This window comes from Rhodospirillaceae bacterium (genome assembly GCA_028819475.1).
Classification (GTDB): Bacteria; Pseudomonadota; Alphaproteobacteria; order Bin65; family Bin65; genus Bin65.
Genome location: JAPPLJ010000025.1, coordinates 50,588 through 75,925, shown reverse-complemented (window position 1 = coordinate 75,925; position 25,338 = coordinate 50,588). Strand labels below are relative to the sequence as shown.

Here is a 25,338-nt window from a genome sequence, read left to right as displayed (position 1 = left end):
GATGGTGGCGATCTGGGAAATTATGCACAGGACTTCGCCGCTTGCGCGCGGCCGTCTGGCGGGAATGGTGGATTTCTGCGGATTTTTGGCCGGGAAAGCGGCTCGGGGGCGAAAAAAATGCAAGAATATAGACCGGTCTGTCTTGGTGAGCCGGGCCGGCCGGGGGCGGCGGATCATGACATTTCATGACATTTTCGATGGCGTCGAAGGACGCCGCCGGGCCGTGTTTCACGTGAAACAGGGCGGCGGACAGTGGTCCGGGCCCGGCCGGCGGCGCGGCGTCGGACCGGCCGCCGTCCTTGACTCCGCGGCCGGCGGTGCAATGTCTGCGCCCATGAGCATTTCGGGCACCCTGAACGCGGATGTGGTCGTCATCGGCGGCGGCCATGCCGGCTGCGAGGCGGCGGCGGCCGCGGCGCGCGCCGGCGCTCGCACGGTGCTGCTGACCCACAGCCGCGAGACCATCGGCGTCATGTCGTGCAACCCGGCGATCGGCGGGCTCGCCAAGGGCCATCTGGTGCGCGAGATCGACGCCCTGGACGGCGTCATGGGCCGGGCGATCGACCGGGCCGGCATCCAGTTCCGCATCCTCAACCGCAGCAAGGGCCCGGCGGTGCGCGGCCCGCGCGCCCAGGCCGACCGGACGCTGTATCGCCGGGCGATGCAGGCAATCCTGGCGGAACAGAAAAACCTCGACATCGTCGAGGGCGCCGCCGGCGACCTGGCGATCGACGGCGCGGGCCGCTGCGCCGGCGTCATGCTCGAGGACGGCCGGACGATCCGCGCCGGCGCCGTCGTCATCACGACCGGAACCTTCCTGCGCGGCGTCATCCATCTGGGCGAGAAGAGCTGGCCGGCCGGCCGGATCGACGCGCCGCCCGCGACCCGGCTGGCGGCGACGCTGGACCGCTTCGGCCTGCCGCTCGGCCGGCTCAAGACCGGCACGCCGCCGCGCCTCGACGGCCGCACGATCGACCGGGACTGCCTGGAGGTACAGGACGGCGACGATCCGCCCACCCCCTTCTCCTTCATGACCGGCCGGATCGACGTGCCGCAGACCGTCTGCCACATCACCCACACCAACGAAGCGGCCCATGCCGAAATCCGGGCCAATATCCGCCGCGCGCCGCTGTTTTCCGGCCAGATCGAGGGAGTCGGGCCGCGCTATTGCCCGTCGATCGAGGACAAGGTCGTGCGCTTTCCGGAGCGCGACAGCCACCAGATCTTTCTCGAACCGGAAGGGCTGGACGACCACACGGTCTATCCGAACGGCATCTCGACCTCCCTGCCGGAAGATGTGCAATTCCGTATGGTTCGCGCCATTCGCGGGCTGGAAAAGGCGGCGATCCTGCAGCCTGGCTATGCCATCGAATACGATTTCGTCGATCCACGGGCGCTGTTGCCGACCCTGGAATGCCGGGCGCTGCCCGGGCTGTATCTCGCCGGCCAGATCAACGGCACGACCGGCTACGAAGAGGCCGCGGGCCAGGGCCTGGTCGCTGGGCTCAACGCCGCCTTCGCGGCGTCCGGCGGCGGCGAGTTCGTGCTCGACCGGGCCGACGCCTATATCGGCGTCATGATCGACGACCTGGTGACGCTGGGGACGCGCGAGCCCTATCGCATGTTCACCTCGCGCGCCGAGTACCGGCTGCTGCTGCGCGCCGACAACGCCGATCTGCGCTTGACGCAACGGGGCATCGACCGGGGCTTCGTGTCGTCGGAGCGGGCGCGGCGCTTCGCGGACAAGACGGCCCGGCTCGACCGGGCGCGCGCGCTGGCGCAGCGGCTGGCGATGACGCCGGACGCCCTGGCCGCGCGGGGTTTCGCGGTCAATCGCGACGGCGTGCGCCGCTCGGCCCTCGACCTGCTGCGCTATCCGGATGTCGATCTGTCCCGGCTGGCGGCGGTCTGGCCGGAGCTGGGCGGGCTCGACCGGGACGTGGCCGAGCAGATCGAGATCGAGGGCCGCTATGCCGGCTATCTCGACCGCCAGGTGGCGGATATCCGGGCGTTCCGCAACGACGAGGCGCTCAAGCTGCCGGCGGACCTGGACTACGGGTCGATCGGCGGCCTGTCGAGCGAAATCCGGGAAAAGCTGGGCGCGGCGCGGCCGGCGACGCTCGCGGCTGCGGCGCGGATCTCCGGCGTGACGCCGGCGGCGCTGACCGCCCTGCTGCAGGTCGTCGAGCGCCGCCGGGCCGCGTGAACGGCCGCGTCGCCCGCGCCCGGTCCCGCGCCCGGTAATGCCCGGACCCAGGACCGGCTACGGGCCGGAGGACTTCGCCGCCGCGTTCGGTGTTTCACGTGAAACATGCGCGCGGTTCGTCCGCTACGAAACGGCGCTGCGTCGCTGGCAGCGCCGGATCAACCTGGTCGGGGCGTCGACGCTGGACGATATCTGGCGGCGCCATTTCGCCGACAGCGCCCAGCTCGCCGTCCATCTGCGCAAGGGCGCGCGCCGCGTCGTCGACCTCGGCAGCGGCGCGGGATTTCCCGGCCTGGTCCTGAAGCTGCTGCGGCCGGACCTGGACGTGACGCTGATCGAAGCCGATACGCGGAAGGCTGCGTTTCTTTCGGCAACGGCGGCGGAGTTGTCGGCCGATGTCGCGGTGCTCGCCGCGCGCATCGAAGACGTCACGCGGGGCCCGGCGCGGCCGGAAGCGGATGTCGTGACCGCCCGGGCGCTGGCGCCGCTGCCGGACCTGCTCGATCTGGCGAGCGGCTGGTCTGTGGATAACCCGCAGTTTTTGCTCCTCAAGGGACAAAATGTTGAGAAAGAATTGATTTCAGCTACTAAATGTTGGAAAATGGCGATCACGCAATTCGACAGCGTCACCCATCCGGGCGGACGCCTGCTGAGCATTGAAAGGATCGCCCGTGTTAAAATTTGATGCCACGCCGGAAAACGGAACGGCCGCTCAAAAAAAGCCGGCCCGGCGCTTGGGCGGCGCCTCCGGCCGGCCGGCGCGAATCCTGGCGGTCGCCAACCAGAAAGGCGGCGTCGGCAAGACGACGACGGCGATCAATCTCGGCACCGCGCTTGCCGCCTGCGGCCTGCGGGTGCTGCTCCTGGATCTCGATCCCCAGGCCAATGCGACGACCGGCCTCGGCACCGCGCCCGGCACCCGGGAGCCGGACAGCTACGACCTGATCATCGGCGAGGCGGCGCTGGACGAGGTCGTCATCGAGACCGAGGTTCCGGACCTCTTTCTCGCGCCGACCTCGATGCATCTGTCCGGCGCCGAAATCGAGCTGGTCCAGGCGGAGCGCCGGGAATACCGGCTCGCCGATGCGCTCGGGGGGCACACGGCGCCCTACGACTATGTGCTGATCGACTGCCCGCCCGCGCTCGGCCTGCTGACCCTCAACGCGCTGGTTGCCGCCGATGGCGTCCTCGTCCCGCTGCAATGCGAGTATTACGCCCTGGAGGGTGTCAGCCATCTTGTTCGCACCATCAATCGGGTCAAGGCCTCATTCAATAACAATCTCGACATTCAGGGCGTTGTGCTGACCATGCATGACAGGCGCAACAGACTAAGCGGTATGGTGGCCGAGGATGTACGGAATTGCTTCGGTTCGAAAGTTTATGAAACAATCATTCCAAGAAATGTCCGGGTATCCGAAGCACCGTCGCACGGCAAGCCCGTCCTGCTCTACGACCTGCGCTGCGCCGGCGCGATGGCCTATGCCCACCTGGCTCGCGAGGTGGTTTTGCGCGAGCGGGACCTTGGTAAAATGAGCGTCCATCAATGAATGAGGGCGGAAGCCGCCGCCGCGGCCTGGGACGCGGCCTCGACGCGCTGCTCGGCAGCGAGGGGCTTGCGCAGGAGCCGGGCCGGGCCCAGCGGGAAACGCCGGAACCACCCGGGGCGCCGCCTGGCGCGGCGGGTGAAAGCGTCCACCGGCTGCCGATCGGCGATGTCCGGCCGGGAAAGTTTCAGCCGCGCCGCAATTTCGGCGAGGAAGAGTTGCAGGCCCTCGCGGCGTCAATCGGCGAGAAAGGCGTGCTTCAGCCGGTCCTCGTGCGGCGCCACCCCGATGAGGCGGGATGCTGGGAGCTCGTTGCCGGCGAGCGGCGCTGGCTGGCCGCGCAACGCGCCGGCCTGCACGACATTCCGGCAATTGTTCACGATTTGTCCGACCGGGAGACGCTCGAAGCCGCCATTGTCGAAAATGTCCAGCGCCAGGACCTGACGCCCCTGGAAGAGTCCGAGGGTTACAGCCGGCTGATCGCCGAATTCGGCTATACCCAGGAGGCGCTGGCCAAGATCGTCGGCAGGAGCCGCAGCCATGTCGCCAACAGCCTCCGCCTGCTCAACCTGAGCGACGGGGTGAAGCGATTGCTCGATTCCGCCGCCCTGACCGCCGGCCATGCCCGGGCGCTGCTGTCCGCCGACGATCCGGATGCCCTTGCTGCAACAATCGCCGAAGACGGCCTGTCGGTGCGCCAGGCCGAACGGCTGGCGCAATCGGGCCGCCGGAAATCCGCGAAGCGTTCCGCTGGCCGGACCGCGCCGCCGGACGGGAAGGATGCCGATACGCTGGCCCTCGAACGCGAACTGGAGGCGCGTCTGGGCCTGGGCGTCGCGATCGACCACAAGGGCCCCGGCGGCCAGGTCGCGATCCGCTACGCATCCCTCGAACAGCTCGACGATCTGCTCGCCCGGCTGCTCGGAAAATCCTGAGCCGGCCGCAGAGCGCGGGTTCAGCCCCGGCGCACCGCCGCCGCGATTCCGCTCAGGACCCGGTCGCAGACCGCCGTATCGGGCAGTTCGGACCGCCGGGTCAGCCGTTCCGCCTCGGCAATGCGCTCCATCGCGGCAGCCAGCACGCGCTGCGGTATGCGCGCCTGCCGCGCCAGGCTTCCCTGGCGGGAAAAGTGCACCGGCGGCCTGAGCCGGCGGGCCGCCGAAACCGGATCGAGGCCCGTCCCCACCAGGCCGCGAAGGCGCGCCAGCCGCACCGCATGGCCCGCCATGGCCCTCAGGATCGTCCCGGATGCCACGCCCTCCTGCCGGACCCGCTGGAGCATCCGCTCGACATCGGGCATCCGTCCTTCGAAGGTTGCATCGACCAGAGAATCGAGGGTCAGCAGGGCCGTATCGCCGACCACGGACTGCGCCTGTGCGAGATCGACCGGCTTCGGCTCCGCCGCCTGCCCGCCGCCCGATCCAGCGCCCGGCCGCTCTTCGGCGACAGCGCCGACGAAAAGCGCCAGTTTCTCGATTTCGCGCCGTGTCAGCGCGCGGTCGCCGCCGGCGCGGTCCGCGACATAGTCGACGACGCCGGGTCCGGGCCGGAGGCCGGCCTCCTTCATGATTTCCCGCACCAGATCCGGCAGCGCCCGGCCGTCGTCATGGTAGCAGGGCACCGCCGCTGCCGCGGCGCATCCGATTGCAGCCGCAACGATCGCGCTCTTTCGGTTGGCGCCGGGCGCTTCTAGGACAATCCGCGCCTCCCCGGCTGGTTCCCGGACCATGTCGATCACCGCTTCAGCGATCCGGCCGGTCAGCCGCCGGACCCTGACCGCCCGCTGCCCGCCGCCGAAGGCAAGCGCGGTCGCCTCGTCATAGAGCAGCGCGGCATCGGCATTGACTGCTTCGCCGTCCAGATCGGCGATCCGGAACGGATCTCCGGGTTCCGGAACGACCTGCCGGACCAGCGCATCGGCGCGTTCGCGGATCAGCCCTTCATCGGGCCCGAACAGGAGAAACAGGCGCATGTCGGACGGCGGCTTCGCGATGAAGCGCTTCGCCCCGGCAGGCTTGACCTCCATGTTCGACGCCCCGGTGCGGGCTACTGGCGCCGGCGCAGCGACCGCAACCGGTTGAAATAGGCCGCGACGCGCAGGGCGATGCTGTCCGCGATCAGGGCCAGGCCCCGCCGCCGTGCCGCGCGTTCCGAAGCGATCGTGGCATATTCGCTGTCGACGATATTGTAGGAGGTGACGGTGCCCGCACGACTGGAAAATACTATTGCGTTCGAGCTCCTGTCCCGCAGGCGGAATGTCGACCGGAAACGCAGGCTCGTGCGGGTCGCCGTTTCATCCTTGCGGATGCCGAGTTCGAGCTTGGCCACAGCGACGCGCACATCCAGGGTAAAGCGCGGATCGGCCGGCGCGCCGGACGGGTTGAGCCGGTCGATCAGCTCGTTGCGGAGGATCTGTCCGGTCCGGTCCGGAATCGGGGCAATGCGGACCGATGCAACATCGGCCGAGACGCCGCCGCGCGCCGTCCTGTCGGCGTAGAGCGGCTCAAAACCGCATCCCGCCAGGCCCATCGCCAGAACCGTTGCCGGGATCGACCCGGCGACGGCGACGCGGCAGCGCGTTGTCCTCAATTTCACTCCGTCCATCGTCCTTCGCCCGCTGGCAGACAGGGCCGGCACCGTGGTATCAGACCACGATATTCACAATCCTGTCGGGCACAACGACGATCTTGCGGATGTCGCGCCCCACAACCTGCCGGGCAACCGCCGGCAGCGCCAGCGCGGCGGCTTCGACCGCCGTCCGGTCCGCCCCGGCCGGCTGGTCGATCGTACCGCGCAGCTTGCCCTTGACCTGAACGGCGATGGTGACCGTGTCGTCGACCGTGAGCGACGGATCGCATTCCGGCCACGGGCGGGTTGCCAGCAGCGTCTCGTGTCCCAGACTCCGCCACAGTTCCTCGCCGACATGCGGGGTCATGGGGGCGATCAGGCGAACCGCCGTTTCCAGTCCCTCGCGCATCGCCCAGGCCATGTCGGCGCCATCGGCCGCCCCGCCGGCCGGCGCGGTGTCGGCAAGAGTGTTGGTCAGCTCGCGGATCCGGGCGACCGCCCGGTTGAAATGAAACCGCTCGAAATCGTCGGTCACGCCGGCGATGGTCTTGTGGGCCGCCCTGCGCAGCGCCAATGCAGCATCGCTCCAGGCTGCCGGCGGCGGCGTCCCGGGCGGCGGCACCGCAACGGGCGGATCAACGACCATCCGGTACAACCGGTTCATATAGCGCCAGGCACCGTCGATGCCGGCCTCGGTCCAGTCCATGTCCCGGTCCGGCGGCGTATCCGAAAGCATGAAGAGCCGGGCCGTATCGGCGCCGTAGGTTTCGATGATGGCCTCCGGGTCGACGGTGTTCCGCTTCGACTTGCTCATCGATTCCGACCGGCCGATCGTGATCGGCTCGCCGGAATCGGCGAGACGCGCCGTCTCGCCGTCCCTGACGACCTGGTCCGGGTACAGCCAGTTGCCCGCCCTGTCGCGATAGGTTTCGTGGCAGACCATGCCCTGGGTGTAGAGGCCGGCGAACGGCTCTTCGAGGCCGTTCAGCGATCCTGTGTCGGACATGGCGCGGACATAAAAGCGCGAATAGAGCAGATGCAGGATCGCGTGCTCCACGCCGCCGATATACTGGTCGACCGGCAGCCAGTAATCCGTCGCCGCTTTGTCGGCCGGCGCTCCTTCATGGCGCGGCGAGCAATAGCGCGCGAAATACCAGGACGAATCGACGAAGGTATCCATGGTGTCCGTGTCACGCCGCGCCGGCCGGCCGCATTGCGGGCAGTCGACATGCTTCCAGGTCGGGTGGCGGTCCAGCGGATTGCCGGGCGCGTCGAACGTCACGTCCTCGGGCAGCATCACCGGCAGTTGATCGCGCGGCACCGGCACGATGCCGCACGCATCGCAATGAATCGTCGGGATCGGGCAGCCCCAGTAGCGCTGGCGGGAAATCAGCCAGTCGCGCAGGCGGTACTGGATCGTGCCCGTGCCCGTGCCCTCGGCTTCCAGCCGGTCGATGGCGGCGCGGATGGCGGCGGGCACCTCGAGACCGTTGAGGAAGTCCGAATTGACGACAACGGCGCCGCTGTCCTTCCTGAGATAGGCTTCGCCGCCGATTTCGATGGGCTGCGCCTCGCCCTCGACAAGAGGGGCGACAACCGGGAGCACGGGCAGATCGTATTTCCGGGCGAATTCCAGATCGCGCTGATCGTGGGCCGGACAGCCGAAAATTGCTCCTGAGCCGTATTCCATCAGGACAAAATTGGCGACGTAGACCGGCAGGGTCATGCCTTCGACAAACGGATGCTCGACCTCGACCGCGGTCCGGTAGCCCGTTTTCTCGGCCGCCTCGATGGCGGCCTCGCTGGTGCCGATGCGCTGGCATTCGGCGACAAAGGCCTGCAGCGCGGGATCGTTCCGCGCCAGCTCCTCGCTCAACGGATGGTTCGGCGCCAGCGCGCAGAAAGAGGCGCCGAACAGGGTGTCGGGCCGGGTCGTGAAGACCTCGAGCGCCTCGCCGTCCCGGCCGACGATCGGGAACCGGACCCGGGCGCCTTCGGACCGGCCGATCCAGTTTTCCTGCATCGTCCGGACCTTTTCCGGCCAACGCTCCATCGATTCGAGCGCATCGAGCAGCTCGTCGGCATAGCGGGTGATGCGGAAGAACCACTGCGACAGCCTGCGCCGCTCCACGACCGCGCCCGAACGCCAGCCCTTTCCGTCGATCACCTGCTCGTTGGCGAGAACGGTTCCGTCCTTCGGATCCCAGTTGACCCAGAATTCCTTGCGATACGCCAAGTCCTTTTCGAGAAAATCCAGGAAGATGCTCTGCTGGTGGACGTAGTAGCCGGGATGACAGGAGGCGATTTCGCGGTCCCAGTTGAGCGACAGCCCCATCCGCTTCAGCTGGCGCCGCATCGTGGCAATATTGTCGTAGGTCCAGTCGCGCGGGTGGACGCCGCGCTCGATCGCGGCATTTTCCGCGGGCAGGCCGAAGGCGTCCCATCCCATGGGGTGGATGACGTTATACCCCCGGGCCCGGCGGTAGCGGGCCACGGCATCCCCCAGCGTGTAGTTGCGGACATGACCCATGTGGATCTTCCCCGACGGATAGGGGAACATCTCCATGACATAATATTTCGGCTTGCCGGGATCGGCCTCAGCCGCGAAACAGCCGGCCTCGTCCCAGGCCTTCTGCCATTTCGGCTCCGCCTCTCGGAAACTGTAGCGCGCCATTTTCGGCGAAACTCCGCTTGTCGGCCTTCCGGCGGGCCCGTCCACTGCTGCCGCCGCGAATGCTGCCGAATCAGGTGCCCTTTGCGGCAGCGCGGAAACGCGCGGCCCGCATGATCGTCGTATGCAACGTGGCGACAGTGGACGCGCTGACCGGCCGGTTGCGCCAGACTCCGCCGCGTCGCACCTGTCTGATGACGGCGATCCGCAGATTCCTGGCCTCAAGGTCCGGGCCGAGAATGTTGATCGTCACGCGCAGCCGTTCGCCCGGCGCATCTTTTGGCCTGTACCAGTCCGTCGCCAGCACCCCGCCGAACGGATCGGACATTCTCTTCCGGACGAAACCGAGCTGGTTATCGGCCGCGACCCACAGATCCGGGTTGGGGCGGATCGCCCGGGCGTGCGCGTATCGCTCGAAAATATTCACGGCAGTGCCCGTCCGCGGCTCCTCCTTGGCGCACCCGGTCAGAAGCAGGGCCAGAGACAGCGTGGCGACGGCTGCGGCCGGGCAAAGGCGGCGCACAGGCAAAAACCCCGGCCTGTCCGCAATTTTCGGTTCGGTACGGGTGCCGCGTCCGATCATGGCGTTCACTTTCAAGCGGTGGAAATCGCCGCCGCCGGCCAATCCAGCGGTCGGCGGCGCACTCGGTATATCCGATATCGCGACTTGCGGCAAAGTCCGGTCCGGGCGCCATGCCGGACCGTTCCGGCTGCACGCTTGACTATGGAGCCGGCGGCTTCAAGCTAACCGGAAGATGAGCGCTCGAGAAAATCTCGTCGACGTCCTGAACGCGATCCGCGAATCGTGCCGGCAGGCCGGGCGGCCCGCCGACGCGGTGTCCCTGGTTGCCGTGACGAAGGCGTGGAGTCCTGAGGCCATTCGGCCGGTTCTGGATGCCGGCCACCGGCTGTTCGGCGAGAACCGCGTCCAGGAAGCGCAGGGCAAGTGGCCCGAACTGAAATGCCGCTTTCCAGACATACGGCTCCACATGATCGGCCACCTGCAAACCAACAAGGCCGCTGACGCTGTGGCGCTGTTCGATACGATCGAAACGGTCGACCGGCCGAGGCTCGCAGCGGCGATCGCCCGGGAACAGGCGCGGCAGAACCGTCGGATCGGCTGTTACGTTCAGGTCAATACCGGAGAAGAGCCGCAAAAGGGCGGCGTCGAGCCAGGCGAAACGGAGTCGTTCGTCGCGCATTGCCGCGGCCTGGGTCTGTCCGTCACCGGCCTGATGTGCCTGCCTCCGGTCGACCAGGAGCCTGGGCCCCATTTCGCTCTTCTGGCCAATCTCGCCCGGGTGCAGGCCTTGCCGTGCCTCAGCATGGGCATGAGCGCCGATTACGGCGCCGCTGTCGAACAGGGCGCAACCCATGTCCGCATCGGCACCGCCATTTTCGGTCCCAGAATGGCGCCGCGCCCGGCGGCCCCCGCGTAGTGCCTCCCATATGAAGTACGTCGGCAAATGGGGTCGCAATATCGCCGGAATTTATTGTGCAGAAGGGGGTTCCGTGCCTATCTTGTTAACCGATATTCATCGGCGCGGCTGCGGTCGCCCGTACCTGATCGATAAGCGGAATTTGCAGGCCTAGCCAGTGAACAAACGCCAGCCCGGTCCCGGTAAGCAACTTCTCCTGGTCGATGACGATACCGACTTCCGGGAATCGCTGGTTGAACAATTCCGGCTGCACGAGGAATTTGCGACCGATGTTGCGGTCAGCGCGGAGGAGGCGCTGAGCAGGGTCAAGGATGCGCGGTACGATGCCGTGTTGCTGGACGTTCGCCTGCCCGACATGGACGGCCGCGAATTATGCCGCCTGTTGCGCCGCAACGGGGTCAAGGCGCCCATCATCATGCTGACCGGCGCCGACAGCGACGCCGACGCCATTCTGGGCTTGGACGCCGGCGCCAACGACTATGTCACCAAACCGTTCCGGCTCGGCGTGCTGCTTGCGCGGCTCCGGGCCCATGTGCGGCAGCACGAGGCGAGCGAGGACGCGGTCTTTACGATCGGCCACTACACGTTCAGGCCGGCGATGAAGCTTCTGGTTGCCGATGAGACGGGGCAGAAGGTGAGACTCACCGAAAAGGAAACGGCGATTCTCAAATTCCTTTATCGCGCCAACGGAGAAACGGTGTCGCGCGAGACGCTGTTGACCGACGTGTGGGGATACAATGCCAACGTCACCACCCATACGCTGGAGACCCACGTGTACCGGTTGCGCCAGAAAATCGAAAAGAACCCGGGCCAGGCCGAAATTCTGGTGACCGAGCCGGGCGGGTACCGGCTGGCCCCCTGAGCGGCGGCCCGGTGGTTTGCCGAAACCGGCGCCGGCCCGCGAAAGAACGCATGCACCGATGAGCGCAGCAAGCGCCACGAGCCGCGAAGACTTTTTCGTCCGCTTCCGCGGCGTCCGCGGCACGGTCGCCTGTCCAGGCGCCGAGTACGCCCGCTACGGGGGCAACACGTCTTGCCTCGAAATCCGCTGTGCGGGCCACCTGTTCATTCTGGATGCAGGCACCGGTCTGCGCGCTCTGGGGGCGGAGCTGGATGCTGCGGGGACGGTCGATACCGACATTCTGCTGACCCATACCCATATCGACCACATCGCGGGGATGCCCTTCTTCATCCCGCTGTTCAAGACCGGCAACCGGTTGCGCATCCATGCCGGTCACCTGTGGGACAACGATGTCCGCCTGCGCGACGTGTTTCTTCGCTTGATCGAGGCGCCGATCTTCCCGGTGCCGCTGGAGGCTGTAGGCGCGGAAATCAGCTTCGAGGAATTCCGCGCCGGCGACCGGCTTAACCTGCGCCCGGGCGTTTCCATCCTTACCGCGCCGCTCAACCACCCCAACGGCGCGACCGGCTACCGGATCGAATGGGGCGGCCGGTCGATCTGCTATGTCACGGATACCGAACATGTCGAAGGCGAAATCGACACCAACATTCTCGGCCTGATCGAAGGCACCGACCTCTTCGTCTACGACGCGACCTACACGGCGGCGGAATACCCGGCCTTCAAGGGGTGGGGCCATTCGACATGGGAGGCCGGCGCTGCGCTCGCCCGGCGCGGCGGTGTCGGCCGCTACGTCATATTTCACCATGCGCCGGAACATACCGACGACGATATGGACCGGATAGCAGACGAGGCGCAGGGTGTCTTTGCGTCGACGGTCGTCGCCCGCGAAGGACTGGTGCTGCACCCGTAGCGCGACGGTGCTGCGCCGGGGGAGAGTGTCGGGATCGAATTCCCCAGGGGAGACGAGAAACAGAGGCGGGAATCGACCCCTTGGCGCGTACCGCCCGGACGGAATCCGGGATGTATCCCTCGTCCAATTCAGAGAGCATACTGGATTCAATGCGTATGCAGCATTCATGGGATCGACAGGAAGCGCCGCAGAGCCCGATATCGCGGGCCGTTGCCGCGGTCCGATCGGCAACTGCGCAACTGAGGGGCCGCGGCGAAGCCGACGTCGCTCCGCGCATCCGCGAAGCGATCGATCGCCAGCGCGACGCCAGCGAGCGCCTGATCGGCTGGATCCAGCTCTCCGTGATCGTCGGCCTGGGCGTGCTGTTCCTGTTGTCGCCGAAAACCCACGAAACCGCAGTTTTTGAACGACCGATCGGCTGGGCGCTGCTGGCCTATTTCCTGTTTACCCTTCTGCGACTCACCCTGTCCTACCGGATCAGGCTCCCCGCCTGGTTCCTCGCCCTCTCCGTCGTGGCGGATATGCTGTTGCTGCTGGGTATCATCTGGTCGTTTCACATCGACTATAACCAGCCGCCCGCCTTCTATCTGAAGGCGCCAACGCTGCTCTATGTGTTCCTGTTCATCTCGATCCGCGCGCTCCGGTTCGATTCGCGCTACGTCTTGCTGGCCGGCTGCGCGGCAGCCGCAGGCTGGATGTTCATGATCGGTTACGCGATTTTCTATACCGGCGGCATGTCCGCCGTTACCCGGGACTACGTCGAATACCTGACGACGAACCGGATTTTGCTGGGCGCCGAATTCGACAAGATCATCACCATCGCGCTGGTCACCGCGATTCTGGCGGTCGCCATCATGCGCGCCCGCCGGACTCTGGTACGCGGCGCGGAGGAGCATGCGGCGGCCGCGTCGCTGGCGCGCTTCTTCAGCCCCGAAATCGCGGACCAGATCGTCCAGGCACAGGAAGAAATTCGTGCCGGCGAGGGCCAGCAGCGCGACGCCGCCATCCTGACAACCGATATCCGCGGATTCACAGACCGGGCGGCGACGTTGCCGGCCAACGAGGTGATCGAGATTCTGACCGAGTACCAGTCCCGTCTGGTGCCGGAGATCCAGAGACACCACGGGTCGATCGACAAATTCATGGGCGACGGAATTCTCGCAACCTTCGGCGCCGCGCTGCCGGCGGCGACCTACGCGGCCGATGCTCTGTGGGCCGCCGAAGCCGTTGCCGACGCTGCCGTTCAGTGGACCGCGGCGCGCCGGGCGGCGGGCAAACCGGCGCTGCCGGTGGCTGTCGCGGTGACCGCGGGGCCTGTCGTCTTCGGTGCGGTCGGCGACGCGAGCCGCCTTGAATACACGGTGATCGGCGATCCCGTGAACCTGGCGGCCAAGCTTGACAAGCATGGCAAGAGCCTGAATGCCAGTATCGTTATGACGGTGGAGACCATGGATTGCGCGGTCCGCCAGGGCTTCCGGACATCCCGGCGATACCGGCGTGCCGCGGCTTCCGATGTTGCCGGCGTTTCCGGGCCGGTCGATCTACTCTACCTCACCGCCGACTGATTCCGGCCGGCCGGCGTCACTTGTAGGGGTCGGCGGCGTCCCGCAAGCCGTCGCCGAGGAAATTGAACGTCAGCACCGTGACGATGACCGGCACCACCGGAAGCATCAACCAGGGGTAAAGCGCGACAACGTTGATATTCTGCGCCTCCGACAATAGCACGCCCCAGCTTGTGATCGGCGGCTTCAGGCCGAGGCCCAGGAAACTCAACGCCGTTTCGCCGAGGATCATCGCCGGGATTGAGAGGGTTGCAGAGGCAATCAGGTGGCTGGTGAAGCTGGGCAGCAGATGCCGCCCGATGATCCGGCTCGGGCTGGCGCCCATCAATTGCGCAGCCGTCGCGAAGTCCTCTTCCCGCAGGGCGAACAGCTTGGACCGCACGGCGCGGGCCAGGCCGGTCCAGTCCAGCAGGCCGAGGATCAGGGTAATACCGAAATAGATCCACAGGGGCGACCAGGTGACTGGCAGCGCGGCGGACAACGCCATCCACAGCGGCAGCACCGGGAAGGACCGCAGCACCTCGATGACGCGCTGGACGATCGAATCGACCCAACCGCCGTAATATCCGGCCAGCCCGCCGATGACGATGCCGAGGAGAAAGCTGATCGCGACGCCGACAAAGCCGATGGTTAGCGATATTCGCGAACCGATCGCTAGGCGGGAGAACATGTCGCGCCCCATCCGGTCCGTTCCGAGCAGGAACAGGGTGCCGCCCCTCGCGGCGCAGAACAGGCGGACATCCATCTCGATCAGGCCCCAGAACCGGTAGGCCTCGCTGCGGCACAGGAAGCGGATCGGATATATTTTTGAATGATCGACCGTATAAATCCGCTGCAGCGTGTCGCGATCGAGCTGGTAGTTCAGCCCGTAGACAAACGGCCCGACGAATCGTCCTTCGTGGAACAGCCGCACGGCCTGCGGCGGCGCATAGATGAAACCGGTGTGCCGCGCCGCCATGTTGTAGGGGACCAGCAGTTCGGCAACCATGGCGCACACATACATGAACAGCAGAAGACCGCCGCAGAACACCGCGATCTTGTGGCGGCGCAGCTTCCACCACATCAGCTTCCACTGGCCCGCCAGGTAATAGCGCTCCTGTTCCGGGGTCAGGGCCTCGATGGAATGCGGATTGAACGGCGCTTCGGAAACGAACCGTTCGTTGGCCGGGCCCGGCGACGAGGCGGTGCGCCCGGTCATTTTTCCGCCCGGCCCTGGAGCCGGATCCGTGGATCGAGCAGGGCCAGCGCCAGATCGGAGACCAGCACGCCGAGCACGGTCAGCAGGGCGAGGAACATCAGGAAGGAGCCGGCCAGATACATGTCCTGGCTGAGCAGCGCTTCATAGAGCATCTTGCCGGTGGTCGGCAGGTTGAGCACCACCGACACGATGACGGCGCCCGAAATCACCTGGGGCAGCAGGTCGCCGATATCCGAGATGAACGGGTTGAGCGACATGCGCAGCGGATATTTGACCAGTAGCCGGAACGGCGGCAGGCCCTTGGCCCGGCCGGTCACGACATACTGCTTCTGAAGCTCGTCCAGCAGGTTGGCGCGCAGGCGGCGGATCATACCGGCGGTGCCGGACGTGCCGATCACGATGACCGGGATCCACAGATGCTCGAGGACCGAGACGATCTTCCCCCAACCCCACGGCTGGCCGATATACCGCTCGTCCATCAGGCCGCCGATCTCGGTTCCGAACCAGACGTTGGCGAAATAGACCATGACTAGGGCGAGCAGGAAATTCGGCGTCGCCAGCCCCAGGAAGCCGATGAAGGTGAGGGAATTGTCGGCCCAGCTGTACTGGTGGGTCGCCGAGTAGACGCCGATCGGGAAGGCGACGATCCAGGTGAAAATGATGGTCGCGACCGAGACGATAAAGGAGAGCCACAACCGGTCGCCCACCACGTCGGCCACCGGCTGCTCGTATTCGAAGGAATAACCGAGATCGCCCTGGACCAGCCCGAAGACCCACTGGACATACTGGACCAGGAAGGGCTGGTCGAGGCCGTATTCCTCGCGCAGCGCCTCGATCTGTTTCAGGTCGGCCGGCTCGCCCAGTTCCCGGAGCTCTTCGATCAGTGTCGTCAGATAGTCGCCGGGCGGAAGCTGGATGACGACGAACACGATGAAGCTGATCGCGATCAGGGTCGGCACCATGATCAGCAGGCGATGGGCGATATAGCGGAGCATCGGCCTTGCCGGTCAGCGCGGGCGGGCGGAGCGACGGTGCGGCATCGTCAGCGGGTCGCCCCGGACGGCTTGGCGAACCAGAACGTATCGGGCCGATAGATGCCCAGATGGGCCCCGGGGTTCCAGGCCCAGACCCCGGTTTTCGGCACGTTGCGCAGGCTTACGTTCACGACGACCGGCTGGATCACGCCGCCGACCAGGCCGATCGAATAGACCCGGTCCGCGGAAATCTTCAGCATCCGGTGCCAGATACTGCGCCGTTGCGCCATCGAGCCGGCGGCCTCCCACCGGCGCAGCAGCTCGATCAGCCGGAGTGCGCCGGGATCGGTCGGCTTCTGCCCCGACCGGCCCTTGCTCGCATAATGGAGGCCCCATTGAGACCACTGGAGCTGGACCTGGTCAGTCGGCGCCAACGCCAGCGGCGGCGTGTCTGCCCGGACGTCGGCGTAATCCATCCCCGTCCACATCGCGATATGGGTCAGGCCCGCGTAGACGCGGCGGCGGAACATTTCGCGCCGCGTGTTTTTCTGGAACAGGCGGACGCCGATACGGCGCCAGGAATCCTGTATCAGGCGCATCGCGTCGGTATATTCGCTGCCCTCCGAAGCCGCCTCGACGATGATTTCGAGCGGCCGTCCGTCGGGCAGCAGGCGATAGCCCTCGCCGTCGCGATGGATCAGGCCGATCTCGTCCAGCAGGGCATTCGCCCGGTCGGGATCGAAGCGTGCCCAGGCGTTGCGGTATTCCGGCCGGAACAGCGGACTGCTCGGCAACACGGTATCGCCGCCCTCGGCGGCGAGCCCGTAATACATCACCCTGTTGATCTCCCGCCGGTCGATGCCGAGGGAAAGCGCACGGCGGAAGCGGACATCGCCGAACAATCCGCGCCACACCGGATCCTTGTGGTTCAGGTTCGGATAGAGCGCAATCTGGGCGCCGACGGCGGTCTGCCATTGATAGACCCTGTGCTTGCCCCGCGCTTCGCCGCGCTTGAGGAAGGTGAAGTCGGTAAAGCGCAGATAGCGGCCCTGCAGGTCGGTCTCGCCGACCCCGGCCTTGGCGGCGACGATCTTGCTGTCGGCGATGATGAAGACCAGCCGGTCAATATAGGGCAGCTGGCGGCCATTGCGGTCGATCCGGTGGAAATAGGGATTGCGGACGAAGACATAACGGTCCGCCGGCGGCGCGGTGGTCGGGATCCAGGGCTGCAATGTCGGCAGCGCCGGGTTCTGGAACCGGTACATCCGGCCGCGCTTGCGGTGGAACTTGGCCCAGCCGTCCGGCTTCAGGCCGTTCCTCGTCATTTTGCGGAGAAATTTCTTCTCTGCGTAATCGATGTGGAAGCGCTGCATATAGTGGCGCGGCATGTACAGATAGAGCGGCCGCGGCCCGGCCAGCGCGGGCAGGAAATAGGGGTTCGGCTTCGTCCAGCTGTAGCGAACGGTGTAACGGTCGGGAAACTCGACCTTCGGCTTCCGGCCGTCGACCAGCAAGGCCTGGGGCACGCCGAATCGCGACAGCACCCTGTTGTGAACGACATCTTCCCACCAATAGCGGAAGTCGTCGGTGGTGAAGGGCGCGCCGTCCGACCAGCGATGGCCCTTGCGCAGGGTGAAGGTGAAGGTCCGGCCGTCCTTCACCTCGAACCGCTCCAGGATATCGGGCTTCAGCCGGTATTCGGCGTCATAGGCCACCAGACGGGCGTAACCATAGACCACAGCCATCCGGGTATCCTTGGCCCGTGCCATCAGCATGGTCAGCGAGCCGCCGTAACGGCCCGGCTCTTTCGCCGTGCCGGCATAGGATACGACCGACGGCGTCGCCGGCAATCGCAGCGCGATCGGCGCTAGGACGCCTGTTGCAATTTTTGGCTTGAGCCAGGGCGGCTCGATATAGGGCTGTGCCCGGGCCGCGCTGCCGGCGCCGGCCAGGCTTGTCGCCGCCAGCGCCGCACCGGCAATCCATCGCTGATACAGCGTCATCGGCCTGCCTGCGCCCGGTCGCTGCCGGTGTCCAGCACGGCGTTCTCCCAGGCGCGCACGAGGTGCCCGCCGCCGACATCGTGGAAGACTTCAGCCTGTTCGGGGCCGCGCAGCGCAAACGGCTCCGGCCAGGCTTCGGGGAGGGAGGCCTTGCCTTCCATCAGGGCGGCGAAATCCAGCTGGTGGTTCAGGTCGGGTTCCGGCACGGCCGCGACCAGCGCCCTGGTATAGGGATGCACCGGGTTGCGGAACAGTGTCTCGCCCCGGGCGACTTCGACGATGCGGCCGGCGCACATGACGGCGATCCGGTCGGCGACATAGTTCACGACCGCCAGGTTGTGTGAAATGAACAGGTAGGTCAGGCCAAGCTCCGTCTGCAAGTCGCGCAACAGGTTCAGGATTTGCGCCTGGATCGAAACGTCCAGCGCCGAAACCGGCTCGTCGCAGATCAGCAGTTCGGGCTTGAGCGCAAGGGCGCGCGCGATGCCGATGCGCTGGCGCTGGCCGCCCGAGAAGGAATGCGGATAGCGGTTCAGGAAGCGCGGATCGAGGCCGACCCGGCGCAACAGTTCGGCGATCAATTCCCGCCGGTGTCCGGCGTCGCCGATGCGGTGAATTTTCAAAGGCTCGCTGACGATATCGAACACCGTCATGCGCGGGTTGAGCGAACTGAACGGGTCCTGAAAGATGAACTGCACGTCCCGGCGGTATTCGTTCAGCGCTTCGCCCTTCAGGGTCAACACGTCCCGCCATTCGCCGCCCTTGTTGTAGACGACCCGGCCCGAATCCGGTGTCAGGGCGCGCATGATCGTCTTGCTCAGGGTTGTCTTGCCGCAGCCGCTCTCGCCGACCAGGCCCAGGCATTCGCCATGACGGACTTCGAAACTCACGCGGTCGACCGCGCGCACCGCCGCCGCCCTGCCGCCCTTGCGGATGCGGTAGCTCTTGACCAGGTCCTCGACTTTCAGCAGCGGTCCGGCCCGGTCGGCGTCATCCGGCTGCCGCGTCCGCGCCGCCAGCAGGTGGCCTGAGTCCGCCTCGATTTCGCGCAGCGGGGTCAGGCGCTCGCCGCGGTCCATGTCGAAGCGCGGCACCGCCTTCATCAGGGCCCTGAGATAAGGGTGGCGGGGGTCGCCGTATATCTGTTCGGTCGTGCCGATTTCCATGATCTCGCCGTGGTACATCACGACGACTTCCTCGGCGACATTGGCGACCACGCCCAGATCGTGGGTAATCATCAGGACCGCCATATGGAACTCGGCCTGCAGATCGCGGATCAGCTTCAGGATCTGCGCCTGAATGGTCACGTCGAGCGCCGTCGTCGGTTCGTCGGCGATCAGCAGCGCGGGCCGGCACACCAGCGCCATGGCGATCATCGCGCGCTGGCGGAGGCCGCCGGACAGCTCGAACGGATAGGTTCTCAAGGCGCGCTTCGGATCGGGAAAGCCGACATGGCCGAGCATATCGGCGACCGCTTCGTCCCGCTCCCTGGAGTTGACCGTGCGGTGCAGGCTCAAGGCTTCCCCGACCTGGTCGCCGATCGTGTGCAGCGGCGACAGCGACGTCATCGGCTCCTGGAAAATGATCGAAATCCGGCCGCCGCGGATCGACCGCAGGCGGGCGCCATCGGGGTCTTCCGCCGCCAGGTCGATTGCACCGCCGTCGCCTTCCGGATCCCGGAACAGGACCTCGCCCTGCTTGATGATCGCATTGTTCGGCAGAATGCCCATCAGCGTCTGGGAGACGACAGTCTTGCCGCTGCCGCTCTCGCCGACCAGCGCAACCGTGCCGCCGGCCGGTATCTTGAAGGAGGCGCCGCGCACCGCCGGCACTTCACCGCCGTGCACGGCGAAGGAGACGTGAAGGTCGCGGATTTCGATCAGCGGTGCGGCCACGTTCTTCCCGCCTGACGGTCAGTTGGAGTCCGAAAGCTTTTCGGGCGAAAATCCCAGGGCCTGAAAGTTCGCCAAGGTCGTCTGGGTCATCGGCAGGTCGTTGCGCAATCCGGCAGCCAGCGCCGCTTCGGCGATCGCGTCGAAATTCTCGAGCGTCGAATCGATGGACAGGCGCGCCCCGGCTGCCCGGACGGTCAGTTGCATCCACCCATCGGACCTGTCGCGGCGCAGAGGATAGAAGCGCAGCGTCAGGCCGGACAGTTCGGCCCAGGCAACCCCGGTCGCCACCTTCCTACTGAACGCGGCATTTGTGCGCAGGAGCCCGGCTTCGGTCAATCTGTATTCGGCCTGCGCGCGCAGCCAGGTCCGTGCGCCAAAGGCCGCGAAGAGCACGATCAGGGCGACGAATAACCAGAATCCGAACGAACTGCCCCGGGAAATCACGGCCAGCGGCACGCACAGGGCCACCCCGATGCCGGCGCGGATATAGTCGTTGCGCAAGGTCGCCCGCGGATAGCGCAGTACGGTCATGGCGCAAGCCTAGCCCGGATTTCGCGCCCGGGTCACGGCCGGCGTCGCATTCCGCGCTGTTTCCGGGCTAGAACAACGACGTAGCGCTGCGCCACTTGGCGAGGCCGCTACCGGCCGTTACTGCGAACAGGTTTTCGAGGAAGTCCCAGCAGCCTGCGTCGTGCACCCGGTGGTGGGTCAGCAGGCCGGTCGCTTCCGCCGGGTCGGCCGCGCTTTCGCGGCGCGCCCGCAGGTGGCCGACAGTCCGGGCGAGCGCAGTTTCGGTGCCGACGAAACCGCGGCTTCCCTGCCAGTCGATGATGTCGACATGGGCGTTGACGATCCGCATGGCGCCGATCGCCGGCCGGTCGCGCGTGCCGAACCGGCTGAGGCCGATGTAACCCAGTTCCGGCAGCATTGCGGGCAGGTGGGCGCCAAGCCGGTTCCAGGGCGGCACAAGGACCGGCCGGAAGGAATCTCCGAAGGATTGTTCCAGCACATACCTTCCGGTCATCAGTTCGGCGATCACATGATCGGCGCGGCGTTCGGCGCCCAGTTCGCACTTCTTCGCCTTCGGCCCGGCATGGTTCCGGTGCGCATAGCCGTGCTGCACCGCCGTGACCGGGCCGCTCAGATCCGCCGCGGTAAGCCGGTTTGCCGCGGGTATGACTGCCAGCGCGAGCGGCACCGCAACTGCCTCGGCGAGCGCCATCGTCCGCTCAAGGGCCGCCGACGGCTCGACCGCATCGTCGTCGCGCCACCACAGCGCCGGCGCCTCGCCGCGCGCGGCCCACAGGTCGAGTTCGCGGCGGAGCGCGTCCCAGCCGGTCATGCGGAACCCGCAAGCAGGCCAGAGAGCGCGCGCGCAAACGCTTCCGCGCCGTCCAGCCGGATTTCGACGGGCCTGCGCGGCAGTGCCCGCGCGGCGGCGATCGCGATCCGCAATCGCGCCGGTGTCAGTTCGGCTTCCGGCACGACGACCGCCCGGCCGATTTCCTCGAGCCGGCGGGCGCGGCGCATCTGTTCGGTTTCGCCGCTCGCGTCGAACGGCACCAGGACCGAGGGAGCGCCGGTCTTCAGGATGTCGACAACGGTATTGTATCCCGCCTGGGAGACCGAACAGGCGCAACCGGCCAGGCGCGCGCGGAAATCGGGCCTGTTGCGCTCCACCGTTATCCGCGGTCCGGCCGAGGCCGTTAGCGCAGCGAGGGCATGCGCCGGAACGGACGGCCCCGCCCGGATCCGGATCGGTTCGCCGTCCGGCCCGCCGCCGAGGGCCAGCGCCGCGCGGCGCAGGGCGGAGCCGACGCGACCGCCGCCGCTGCTCACCAGGATCTCCGGTTCCGCCGGGGCTGCCGCTTCCGCCGGGTGCGGATCGACATAGCCGGTATAGTGAAGTTTCGGCTCGATCCGGCGCGCCAGGGGGAAGGTCTCGTCGAACGCGACGAAGGCCGGGTCGCCATGGACGAACACGCGGTCGACGTGGCGCTCGATGAATTCGGCGGCCTCGACCCACCGTTCCGCCTTGCGGCCGACCAGGATATCCCGCACGGAGACCGCGACCCTGACGGCGCCCTGCGCCCGCGCGCGGTCAAGCAGGGCTGCAATTTCCCGCCCGAAGGCGCGGCGCCCGAAGGGATAGTGCTCCAGGACGATAAGCTGCGGCCGGATTTTTGAGACAATGGCCGCGAGCCGGTCGCTGCGTTCCCGCCAGTCCGCATCGCCGGCCGGGTCGCCCCGCGCGTTGACTAGGCGGCCGAACGATTCATCGCCGGCGCGCAGCGCCGCAAGCGGATGAAGCTCTGCGCCGCCTGTCCGCGCTTCCGGAACGCTTGCGCCGCCGCTCGCAATATGGGCGGCGTAGCCGTTGGCAGCGGCGCTTCCGGCCAGCGCCGCAGTCCGCGCGAAGTGGCCGACGCCGAGCAGATGCTGGACCCAGAACAGGATGGCGGGCGGCGCTTCAGCGGTCATAGCCGGACGGCGGTTCCCGATCGGCAAGGCGGATATTGAGCGTCTCGGGCGTCAGCGCGCCGTCCGGCCCCAGGCCGTAGAGATGGGCCCAGGCGTGACCCCTTTCGAGCGGCGCGGCGCGGCGCATGTCCCAGCCGGTCGCCAGCGTATAGGCGCCGCGCAGGACACCGGCGTGGCAGACGGCACAGATATCCCGCCGCCGCGCCGCCGCTTCCACCAGCCATTCGGCCAGCCGTTTGGTCAACTGGCGGGGCGATTCGCCGTTGGGCGGCGCCATGTCGAGGCCGCGCGCCTCAATCCGCCGCATGGCCTCGCCCTGTTCGGCCCTCAGTTCTTGAAGGATCGCTCCTTCCCAATCGCCCCAGTCGATTTCCTTGAGGCGGTTGTCGAGATGCAGGCGCGCGGGATCGGCGCCCAACAGCGTCGCCGTCTCGACCGCCCGGCGCAGCGGGCTGGCGTACCACTCCCAGTTCACCGCAAAGGGCGGCAGCCGCCAGCCCTGCACGGACTTCCGGCCGGCGTCGCTCAGGGGCACGTCGGTTTGTCCCTGGACCCGTCCTTCGGTGTTCCAGTCGGTCGGCCCGTGCCGCAGGAACAGAATTCTTGTCATCGGGTGCGGCCCGCCACGTCCTCGAACACCGCGGTCAGCGTCTTCGCCGCCAGCGGCAGACTGTGCCGGCGAAGAACGTGGGCCCGCGCCGCCGCGCCCAGGTTCCGGCGCAGCTCCGGGCTCGCGATCAGGCGCCGCGCCGCTTGCGCGAGCTCGTCGCCGGTCCGCGCGACGAGCCCTGTCACGCCCGGCTCGATTTCCTGCGCCACCGATCCCCAGGGGCCGACCGCCACCGGCAGTCCGGCGGCCATGGCTTCCAGCGTCGCCATGCCGACTGCCTCTTGTATACCCGGCCAAACGAAGAGATCGGCTGCTCTGTATACAGAATTCAGATTGGCCGGTTGCAACATGCCGAGGAAGCTGACCTGGGCCGCGCAGTCGGAAAACAAGTGTCGAACTTCGGTGTCTGACTCGCCGTCGCCGACGACCAGGAGATGCGCGCCGTCTTCCGCCAGGTTCGCCCAAGCCTGCGCCAAACGTCTGTAGGAAACGAGTTTGTCGCCCGGCCGCATCATGCCGACCGCAACGGCCCAGACCGCCTCCGGCGGAAGAGTCCATTCGGCCGCCAGGCGGCGGCGCTCTTCGCGGCGCCGGTCCGGTTCAAGCGTTTCCTGTATACAAACCACCGGCGGCAAGCGGGAACTGGTTGCCCGGGGCTTCAAGAGCGGCAGAACGCACGCTTCGTCATCCGGATTGAGAAAGAACACATGGTCGGCCTGCCCGATCGCGTCGCGCACGCGCTCATGGCCGCCGGCCCAAGGCCCGGTTGCCCGCTTCGGCGCAAAGCTGGCCTCGGCGACGACATAGGGCAGGCCGGCTGCCCGGCAGGCCGGTGGGCCGATCAGATCCGGCGCCTTGTGGAACAGGTGATAAGTGAACCAGAGATCGGGCGGATTGCGCCCCCATTCGTCGATCAGCCGCCGAACTTCGTCGTCGGCCTGCCGCTGGAGAGTCCTGAAGCGCTTCCGGTCCGGCGGCTCCGCAATATAGCTGCGCACTCTGGAGGCGACCGTCGCATCGTGACCCGCTTCCGCCAAGGCCCGCAACAGCATGCGGGCGATCGTGCGGTCGCCGGAGGGGCGGGCCGCGTCGGGCGGCTTCATCGGCGCATAGAAGGCGATATTCACCGGCCGTCTTTCGCCGGCTGCGTGCTGCGTCCGATGAACCGGTCATGCAGCGCCCGGACGGTCAGTTCAGCATCGAATCCGGACCGGACCCGCTCTTCGCCCCCCGCGCCATAACGACGGCGGCGTTCCGGATCGCGGATCAGGTCCGGCAAGGCATCACGCAGCGCTGAGGCCTTGCCCGGCTCGACCAGATATCCTGTTTTTAAATGATCGATCAATTCTCCAATGCCCGACAGGCTCGTTGACAGGCAACACAGGCCCTGGCTCTGCGCTTCCAGCAGCACGTTGGGCAGCCCGTCCCGGTCGCCGTCGCTGCCGATCCGGCTGGGCAGCACGAACAGGTCCGCCGAGCGGTAGGCCTCCAGCACGGCCTGCTGGTCAAGGGCGCCGCGCCAGTCGATCCGGTCGGCGATGCCCTGCTGCGCCGCCAGCTTCCGAAGGCCGGCAAGCAGCGGGCCGTCGCCGATCAGCGTCCAGCGCCAGTGGAGCGTCCGGGGCAGCGAGGCCAGGGCTTCGATCAGGACCGGAAACCCCTTTTTCTCGACAGCGCGCCCGACCGACAGGAGCCGGACCGGATCGTTCGGGTCCGAGCCGTCCCGGTTCGAAGGCGTTCCGCCGCCGGGCGAAAACCGTCGCAGATCGAGGCCGTGGTAGACGAGGCTGACCTTGTCCGGATGGGGGGCGAGGTCGCGCAAATGCGCCCAGCCGTACCGGGTGCAGGTCACCAGCCAGTCCAGGTCGGCCAGTTTTTCCCGCTTTTCCCAGTCCGGGATCGTCCAGATGTCCTTGGCGTGCGCCGCGGCGCTCCACGGCAGGCCGGTCATGGTGGCGGCATAGCGGGCGACCGACGACGGCGTATGCAGGAAATGGGCGTGCAGCCGCCTGACGTCGTCCGGCAGTTCGGCCGCCAAGACCACAGCCTGCCCGAAGCGGCGCACCCGGTTGCGCGTCCGGTCGCGCCAAAGATCGCGCCGCCACACGCGAACGGCCCGGTCATAGCCCGGCAGGCGTCGTGCGCGGCGCCAGGCGGCCATAACCCGGCGCGGTTCCCGATGCAGGTATTCCGGCAGATAGGTGACCGGCGCGGCAATCTCGTCATGAACCGGATGGCGCCGCGTCTCGGTCGGATAGCGCAGCGAAAACAGGCGGATATCCAGCCCAAGCCTTTCCAGCGCAAGGATTTCCTGGGCAATAAAGGTTTCCGACAGGCGCGGATAGCCCTTGAGGACGAAAACAATCGGCCCGGTCGGACCGGGTGCGCCTGGCGGTCTCGTCGTTGCCGTCAACG

At 67.0% G+C, this 25,338-nt stretch carries 22 protein-coding genes; 8 read left to right on the top strand and 14 right to left on the bottom strand.

Annotated features, from left to right (window positions below; all coding sequences use genetic code 11):
- The first annotated feature begins 175 nt into the window (after positions 1–175).
- Genes mnmG through OXM58_06435 form a run of 4 tightly spaced genes read left to right on the top strand, consistent with a single transcriptional unit; the run spans position 176 to position 4,685 of the window.
- Positions 176–2,206, top strand: coding sequence for a tRNA uridine-5-carboxymethylaminomethyl(34) synthesis enzyme MnmG (gene mnmG / locus OXM58_06450; GenBank protein MDE0147995.1), 2,031 nt, complete (start codon positions 176–178; stop codon positions 2,204–2,206).
- A 37-nt stretch (positions 2,207–2,243) separates the two neighbouring features.
- Positions 2,244–2,891, top strand: a complete 648-nt coding sequence (gene rsmG, locus OXM58_06445) for a 16S rRNA (guanine(527)-N(7))-methyltransferase RsmG (GenBank protein MDE0147994.1) — start codon at positions 2,244–2,246, stop codon at positions 2,889–2,891.
- 49 nt (positions 2,892–2,940) lie between these two features.
- Complete coding sequence (locus OXM58_06440; GenBank protein MDE0147993.1) at positions 2,941–3,753, top strand: ParA family protein; 813 nt, start codon at positions 2,941–2,943, stop codon at positions 3,751–3,753.
- A complete protein-coding gene (locus OXM58_06435; GenBank protein MDE0147992.1) occupies positions 3,750–4,685 on the top strand; it encodes a ParB/RepB/Spo0J family partition protein in 936 nt (311 codons plus the stop codon). Before OXM58_06440 ends, OXM58_06435 begins: the two co-directional genes overlap by 4 nt.
- A 20-nt stretch (positions 4,686–4,705) precedes the next feature.
- Here the strand turns inward: OXM58_06435 and OXM58_06430 are convergent, their stop codons facing one another.
- The 4 genes from OXM58_06430 to OXM58_06415 all read right to left on the bottom strand — a co-directional run bounded on the left by OXM58_06430 (position 4,706) and on the right by OXM58_06415 (position 9,614).
- Positions 4,706–5,776 (bottom strand): hypothetical protein, encoded by a 1,071-nt coding sequence (locus OXM58_06430; protein MDE0147991.1) that lies wholly within the window; start codon positions 5,774–5,776, stop codon positions 4,706–4,708.
- A 20-nt stretch (positions 5,777–5,796) separates the two neighbouring features.
- Positions 5,797–6,345 (bottom strand): LPS assembly lipoprotein LptE, encoded by a 549-nt coding sequence (lptE, locus tag OXM58_06425; protein MDE0147990.1) that lies wholly within the window; start codon positions 6,343–6,345, stop codon positions 5,797–5,799.
- 49 nt (positions 6,346–6,394) lie between these two features.
- The gene (gene leuS, locus OXM58_06420; protein ID MDE0147989.1) at positions 6,395–8,992 is read right to left on the bottom strand and encodes a leucine--tRNA ligase; all 2,598 of its coding nucleotides are present in this window, start codon (positions 8,990–8,992) and stop codon (positions 6,395–6,397) included.
- Positions 8,993–9,062: 70 nt separating this feature from the next.
- Entirely contained in the window at positions 9,063–9,614 is a 552-nt protein-coding gene (locus tag OXM58_06415) for a DUF3576 domain-containing protein (protein MDE0147988.1), read from the bottom strand.
- 130 nt (positions 9,615–9,744) lie between these two features.
- On the opposite strand from OXM58_06415, the gene OXM58_06410 reads away from it, so the two are divergent.
- From OXM58_06410 to OXM58_06395, 4 genes are all read left to right on the top strand, one after another.
- Positions 9,745–10,428, top strand: coding sequence for a YggS family pyridoxal phosphate-dependent enzyme (locus OXM58_06410; protein MDE0147987.1), 684 nt, complete (start codon positions 9,745–9,747; stop codon positions 10,426–10,428).
- Between the two features lie 157 nt (positions 10,429–10,585).
- Complete coding sequence (locus OXM58_06405; protein ID MDE0147986.1) at positions 10,586–11,290, top strand: response regulator transcription factor; 705 nt, start codon at positions 10,586–10,588, stop codon at positions 11,288–11,290.
- A 58-nt stretch (positions 11,291–11,348) separates the two neighbouring features.
- Complete coding sequence (locus OXM58_06400) at positions 11,349–12,200, top strand: MBL fold metallo-hydrolase (protein ID MDE0147985.1); 852 nt, start codon at positions 11,349–11,351, stop codon at positions 12,198–12,200.
- Positions 12,201–12,355: 155 nt separating this feature from the next.
- Complete coding sequence (locus OXM58_06395) at positions 12,356–13,765, top strand: adenylate/guanylate cyclase domain-containing protein (protein ID MDE0147984.1); 1,410 nt, start codon at positions 12,356–12,358, stop codon at positions 13,763–13,765.
- Positions 13,766–13,781: 16 nt separating this feature from the next.
- On the opposite strand, the gene OXM58_06390 is transcribed toward OXM58_06395, so the two are convergent.
- The 10 genes from OXM58_06390 to OXM58_06345 all read right to left on the bottom strand — a co-directional run bounded on the left by OXM58_06390 (position 13,782) and on the right by OXM58_06345 (position 25,336).
- Complete coding sequence (locus OXM58_06390) at positions 13,782–14,960, bottom strand: ABC transporter permease (GenBank protein ID MDE0147983.1); 1,179 nt, start codon at positions 14,958–14,960, stop codon at positions 13,782–13,784.
- Positions 14,957–15,955: an ABC transporter permease gene (locus OXM58_06385; protein ID MDE0147982.1), complete on the bottom strand. Its 999-nt coding sequence runs from the start codon at positions 15,953–15,955 to the stop codon at positions 14,957–14,959. Before OXM58_06385 ends, OXM58_06390 begins: the two co-directional genes overlap by 4 nt.
- Before the next feature lie 47 nt (positions 15,956–16,002).
- Positions 16,003–17,937: an ABC transporter substrate-binding protein gene (locus tag OXM58_06380; protein MDE0147981.1), complete on the bottom strand. Its 1,935-nt coding sequence runs from the start codon at positions 17,935–17,937 to the stop codon at positions 16,003–16,005.
- Entirely contained in the window at positions 17,934–19,832 is a 1,899-nt protein-coding gene (locus OXM58_06375; GenBank protein MDE0147980.1) for an ABC transporter ATP-binding protein, read from the bottom strand. The genes OXM58_06380 and OXM58_06375 overlap by 4 nt, the downstream gene beginning before the upstream one ends.
- A gap of 18 nt (positions 19,833–19,850) precedes the next feature.
- Complete coding sequence (locus OXM58_06370) at positions 19,851–20,363, bottom strand: hypothetical protein (GenBank protein MDE0147979.1); 513 nt, start codon at positions 20,361–20,363, stop codon at positions 19,851–19,853.
- Positions 20,364–20,430: 67 nt separating this feature from the next.
- On the bottom strand, positions 20,431–21,174 hold the full coding sequence (locus tag OXM58_06365; GenBank protein ID MDE0147978.1) for a polysaccharide deacetylase family protein: 744 nt from the start codon (positions 21,172–21,174) through the stop codon (positions 20,431–20,433).
- The gene (locus OXM58_06360) at positions 21,171–22,313 is read right to left on the bottom strand and encodes a glycosyltransferase (protein MDE0147977.1); all 1,143 of its coding nucleotides are present in this window, start codon (positions 22,311–22,313) and stop codon (positions 21,171–21,173) included. Before OXM58_06360 ends, OXM58_06365 begins: the two co-directional genes overlap by 4 nt.
- The gene (locus tag OXM58_06355) at positions 22,303–22,923 is read right to left on the bottom strand and encodes a histidine phosphatase family protein (protein MDE0147976.1); all 621 of its coding nucleotides are present in this window, start codon (positions 22,921–22,923) and stop codon (positions 22,303–22,305) included. The genes OXM58_06360 and OXM58_06355 overlap by 11 nt, the downstream gene beginning before the upstream one ends.
- On the bottom strand, positions 22,920–24,050 hold the full coding sequence (locus OXM58_06350; protein ID MDE0147975.1) for a glycosyltransferase family 4 protein: 1,131 nt from the start codon (positions 24,048–24,050) through the stop codon (positions 22,920–22,922). Before OXM58_06350 ends, OXM58_06355 begins: the two co-directional genes overlap by 4 nt.
- Positions 24,047–25,336, bottom strand: coding sequence for a glycosyltransferase family 4 protein (locus OXM58_06345; protein ID MDE0147974.1), 1,290 nt, complete (start codon positions 25,334–25,336; stop codon positions 24,047–24,049). The genes OXM58_06350 and OXM58_06345 overlap by 4 nt, the downstream gene beginning before the upstream one ends.
- Positions 25,337–25,338: the final 2 nt, after the last annotated feature.

Bases quoted from the DNA above. Each gene is read 5' to 3' on its own strand.
- rsmG (MDE0147994.1), top strand. From the start codon at position 2,244: ATGCCCGGACCCAGGACCGGCTACGGGCCGGAGGACTTCGCCGCCGCG.
- OXM58_06430 (MDE0147991.1), bottom strand. From the start codon at position 5,776: ATGGAGGTCAAGCCTGCCGGGGCGAAGCGCTTCATCGCGAAGCCGCCG.
- OXM58_06355 (MDE0147976.1), bottom strand. From the start codon at position 22,923: ATGACAAGAATTCTGTTCCTGCGGCACGGGCCGACCGACTGGAACACC.
- OXM58_06400 (MDE0147985.1), top strand. From the start codon at position 11,349: ATGAGCGCAGCAAGCGCCACGAGCCGCGAAGACTTTTTCGTCCGCTTC.
- OXM58_06385 (MDE0147982.1), bottom strand. From the start codon at position 15,955: ATGCTCCGCTATATCGCCCATCGCCTGCTGATCATGGTGCCGACCCTG.
- OXM58_06435 (MDE0147992.1), top strand. From the start codon at position 3,750: ATGAATGAGGGCGGAAGCCGCCGCCGCGGCCTGGGACGCGGCCTCGAC.
- OXM58_06370 (MDE0147979.1), bottom strand. From the start codon at position 20,363: ATGACCGTACTGCGCTATCCGCGGGCGACCTTGCGCAACGACTATATC.
- OXM58_06390 (MDE0147983.1), bottom strand. From the start codon at position 14,960: ATGACCGGGCGCACCGCCTCGTCGCCGGGCCCGGCCAACGAACGGTTC.
- leuS (MDE0147989.1), bottom strand. From the start codon at position 8,992: ATGGCGCGCTACAGTTTCCGAGAGGCGGAGCCGAAATGGCAGAAGGCC.
- OXM58_06365 (MDE0147978.1), bottom strand. From the start codon at position 21,174: ATGACCGGCTGGGACGCGCTCCGCCGCGAACTCGACCTGTGGGCCGCG.
- OXM58_06360 (MDE0147977.1), bottom strand. From the start codon at position 22,313: ATGACCGCTGAAGCGCCGCCCGCCATCCTGTTCTGGGTCCAGCATCTG.
- OXM58_06380 (MDE0147981.1), bottom strand. From the start codon at position 17,937: ATGACGCTGTATCAGCGATGGATTGCCGGTGCGGCGCTGGCGGCGACA.
- mnmG (MDE0147995.1), top strand. From the start codon at position 176: ATGACATTTCATGACATTTTCGATGGCGTCGAAGGACGCCGCCGGGCC.
- OXM58_06395 (MDE0147984.1), top strand. From the start codon at position 12,356: ATGCAGCATTCATGGGATCGACAGGAAGCGCCGCAGAGCCCGATATCG.
- OXM58_06410 (MDE0147987.1), top strand. From the start codon at position 9,745: ATGAGCGCTCGAGAAAATCTCGTCGACGTCCTGAACGCGATCCGCGAA.